Origin of the sequence: Streptococcus sp. HMSC073D05, from assembly GCF_001812015.1 — a bacterium.
GTDB lineage: Bacteria > Bacillota > Bacilli > Lactobacillales > Streptococcaceae > Streptococcus > Streptococcus parasanguinis_D.
This window is the reverse complement of sequence record NZ_KV807489.1, coordinates 438,704-442,155: the sequence shown is the minus strand read 5'-3', so window position 1 is coordinate 442,155 and position 3,452 is coordinate 438,704. Positions and strand designations below refer to the sequence as shown.

The following is a 3,452-nucleotide window of genomic DNA, read 5'->3' as shown; positions in this document are numbered from 1 at the left end:
CCTTGTCTGTCAAGGACAATATCCTTCTCCCTCTAGTCCTTTCTCGCAGACCGGTCAAGGAAATGATGAGCAAGGTGGATAGCGTCAGTCGAGAGTTGGGCATTCACCAACTGCTTGAAAAGTACCCTTACGAAATCTCTGGTGGACAAAAGCAACGGGTAGCCGTAGCGCGGGCCATCATTACCTCGCCAGAAATCCTCCTGGCCGATGAGCCAACAGGGGCGCTGGATTCCAAGTCTTCAGCTGCGTTACTAGATGTCTTTGAGGATATCAATACCATGGGTCAAACCATTCTCATGGTGACCCACTCGACCGCAGCCGCAGCGCGTGCCAAGCGCGTGCTCTTTATCAAGGACGGGATTCTTTACAACCAGATCTTCCGTGGAGAAAAAACGGAGCGTCAGATGTTCCAAGAAATCTCGGATACCCTGACGGTCATGGCAAGTGAGGTGGAGTAGATGTTTCGATTAACCACTAAACTAGCTTGCTCCAATCTGATCAAGAACCGCAAGCTCTATTATCCCTTTGCGATTGCGGTCATTCTCGCAGTGACCATCGCCTACCTCTTTGACTCCCTGACCTTTAATCCTCACATTCATGAGCTTCGAGGGGGAGATCCCATGATATTTACCCTGGTCTTGGGACTGTTCGTGGTCAATGCTGCGGGAGCTATCATCGTGCTCTATGCCAATAGCTTCGTCATGAAAAACCGCTCCAAGGAACTGGGCATCTACAGCATGCTCGGCCTTGAGAAACGCCATCTCATCAGCATGATCTTCAAGGAACTCTTGCTTTTTGGCTTTCTAACCATCTCAGCCGGTGTCTTGATCGGAGCCCTCTTTGACAAGCTGATCTTCGCCTTTCTCTTGAAACTCATGAAGATGAAGGTCCAGCTGGTATCCACCTTCCAACCTGGGATTGTGGTTTTGGTCTTTGTCACCTTTGGTCTCATCTTTGCCCTTTTGGTCTTTCTCAACGCTTGGCGGATTCTTCGTTTGAATGCTCTGCAACTGACACGTGAGAAAGCGAGTGGTGAAAAGAAAGCTCGCTTCTTGTGGCCCCAAACCATCCTGGGCTTAGCCTCTCTCGGTTTTGGCTACTACCTGGCTTTGTCTGTCAAAGACCCCATGTCTGCGATTTTGATCTTCTTTCTAGCCGTTATCCTGGTCATGATCGGGACCTACCTGCTCTTTAATGCTGGGATCACCGTCTTCTTGCACCTGCTTAAGAAAAAGAAGGGGTATTATTACCAACCTAACAACATGATCTCGGTCTCTAACCTCATCTATCGTATGAAGAAAAATGCAGTGGGGCTTGCGACCATTGCCATCCTCTCGACCATGGTGCTAGTAACCATCTCTGCAGCAACCAACATCTATGTCGGTAGCGAAATGGTCAAGAAAATCATGGCTCCTCATGATTTCTCTGTCCAAGGAAAAGGGGTAGACCTGGAGCTAATCAATCAGAAATTTGATGAATTTGCCTCTGAACATCATCTTGAGATCAAAAATCGTGACCTGATGACCTATGCCAACTTTGGGGTCAAATCACAAAAGGGCACGGATTTCACCGTCTATCAAGCTGATGAACGCAAGGTCATTCCTAAAACCGTCTTTCTGGTCTTTGATACAGCTAGCTATGAGCAAATGACCGGAGAGAAGGCCGATCTGACCGGCAACCAAGTTGTTCTCTTTGCCCATAACGAGGCTCTTAAGGGGCAAAAGCAGTTCACTATCAATGGCCAAGACTTCCAAGTCAAGGAAGAAGTGACCAAGGATTTTATCACCGATCACGTGCCCAACATGTATAACATGATAACGGAGGATTTCAATTACCTAATCGTACCTGACCTCTCAGCCTTTATCGCCCAGTTTCCAAATCTTGCCATCTATACCAATATCTATGGTGGTTTCAATGTCAATGTCAGTGAAGACCAGCAACTCAAGCTGGCAGCTAGCTATGATAAGATGATCGATGAATTGAGTAGCCAACAGGCCCAAGGAACATTTGTCTATGGAGGTAACCGAGCCAATGATGTGGCAGAGTTGAATAGCCTCTTTGGTGGCATCTTCTTTATCGGTATTTTCTTATCATTGATCTTCATGGTCGGAACGGTCATCGTCATCTACTACAAGCAAATCTCAGAAGGGTATGAAGACCGTGATCGCTTCGTCATCCTCCAACAGGTGGGGCTCGATGAACACGAGGTCAAACGGACCATCAACCGTCAAGTGCGGACCGTCTTCTTCCTCCCACTTATCTTTGCCTTTATCCACCTGGCCTTTGCCTACCATATGATCCGCCTCATTCTTAAAGTGCTCGGTGTCATCAATAGTGGTCAAGTCCTCGTCGTGACCCTCAGCGTCTGCGCTGTCTTTCTTATCACCTACCTGATCGTCTTTTGGATCACCTCTCGGAGCTATCGTAAGATTGTGCAGATTTAGGAAAAGAGAAGCTCGCTTATAGCGGGCTTTTTCTTGTAAAGTCCGATCGCTATTGTCAATTGGTGTTCAAAGGGATACACAAAAAAGACTGAACCACTAGAGTTCAGTCTTTGTTCGCTTTCGATTAAAGTGATGTTAGGAAAGTCAATCCACCTAGGATGACACCTGCTGAATTTGGAATGATCAAAATCCAGTCTTTTTTAGGTTCCTTTGTCCAACCATAAATGACCCAGATCAAGCAAGAAATAGCAGCTGACAAGGGTTGGAAAGGTTGGGCCTTATTTCCCTGTAAATTAGCAATAATTTGTGGGATGTAGGCAATGAAAACGATAATCCCAATAAAGGCACCGATCGAGCCAACGATTTGGTTGATTTTTTGTTTATTCATAAAATTTTACCTCTGTGTATCAAAATATCATAAGTAGGAAGAAAATGCAATTAATTTGCATGATATGCAAGATGAAAATGATTACATTCGCACAAAATTAGACAATGTGTCAAAAAATGGCAACTAGAGAGAAGATCCCCTTGAGAAGAAATCCATCTTCCTGCAAAATCACAAGATTGTGACACTTTACAGTTCGGTAACATTTGAAAAAAAGACTTGAATTTGTAAAGGACAAAAGGTAGAATAGTGCATACTTAAAAAAGAAAAGGAAATGGTAGTTTCAAAATGAATGAAAAACAAATGAAAATTCTTGGTTGGGTTGCGACTTTTATGTCTGTGATGATGTATGTGTCTTACTTCCCACAAATCATGGATAACCTCGCTGGTCACAAAGGGAACTTTATTCAACCCCTTGTCGCAGCCATCAACTGTAGCCTTTGGGTTTACTACGGGCTCTTCAAAAAAGAACGCGATATTCCACTTGCTGCAGCCAATGCACCAGGGATCATCTTTGGTTTGATCACAGCCATTACAGCCTTGTAATCAATGAAAGAGAGAGTGGGACAGAAATTGGTCATTCGTTAGAATTCGATTTCGTTGTCCCACCTCCGCACAGTTGA

At 44.9% G+C, this 3,452-nt stretch carries 4 protein-coding genes; 3 read left to right on the top strand and 1 reads right to left on the bottom strand.

Annotation, left to right across the window (positions count from 1 at the left end):
* A partial coding sequence (locus HMPREF2832_RS05535) for an ABC transporter ATP-binding protein (protein WP_148131352.1) occupies nt 1–458 on the top strand: 458 nt, incomplete at its 5' end.
* The gene (locus HMPREF2832_RS05530) at nt 459–2,444 is read left to right on the top strand and encodes an FtsX-like permease family protein (RefSeq protein WP_070505905.1); all 1,986 of its coding nucleotides are present in this window, start codon (nt 459–461) and stop codon (nt 2,442–2,444) included. It begins immediately after the preceding gene.
* Nucleotides 2,445–2,568: 124 nt separating this feature from the next.
* Here the strand turns inward: HMPREF2832_RS05530 and HMPREF2832_RS05525 are convergent, their stop codons facing one another.
* Nucleotides 2,569–2,832 carry a SemiSWEET family transporter gene (locus tag HMPREF2832_RS05525; RefSeq protein WP_003012241.1) on the bottom strand — a complete coding sequence of 88 codons (264 nt, stop codon included), beginning with the start codon at nt 2,830–2,832 and terminating at the stop codon, nt 2,569–2,571.
* A 285-nt stretch (nt 2,833–3,117) separates the two neighbouring features.
* Here HMPREF2832_RS05525 and HMPREF2832_RS05520 point away from each other — a divergent pair, with 285 nt between their 5' ends.
* On the top strand, nt 3,118–3,375 hold the full coding sequence (locus tag HMPREF2832_RS05520) for a SemiSWEET family transporter (protein WP_003011864.1): 258 nt from the start codon (nt 3,118–3,120) through the stop codon (nt 3,373–3,375).
* Nucleotides 3,376–3,452: the final 77 nt, after the last annotated feature.

Bases quoted from the DNA above. Each gene is read 5' to 3' on its own strand.
- HMPREF2832_RS05530 (WP_070505905.1), top strand. From the start codon at position 459: ATGTTTCGATTAACCACTAAACTAGCTTGCTCCAATCTGATCAAGAAC.
- HMPREF2832_RS05525 (WP_003012241.1), bottom strand. From the start codon at position 2,832: ATGAATAAACAAAAAATCAACCAAATCGTTGGCTCGATCGGTGCCTTT.
- HMPREF2832_RS05520 (WP_003011864.1), top strand. From the start codon at position 3,118: ATGAATGAAAAACAAATGAAAATTCTTGGTTGGGTTGCGACTTTTATG.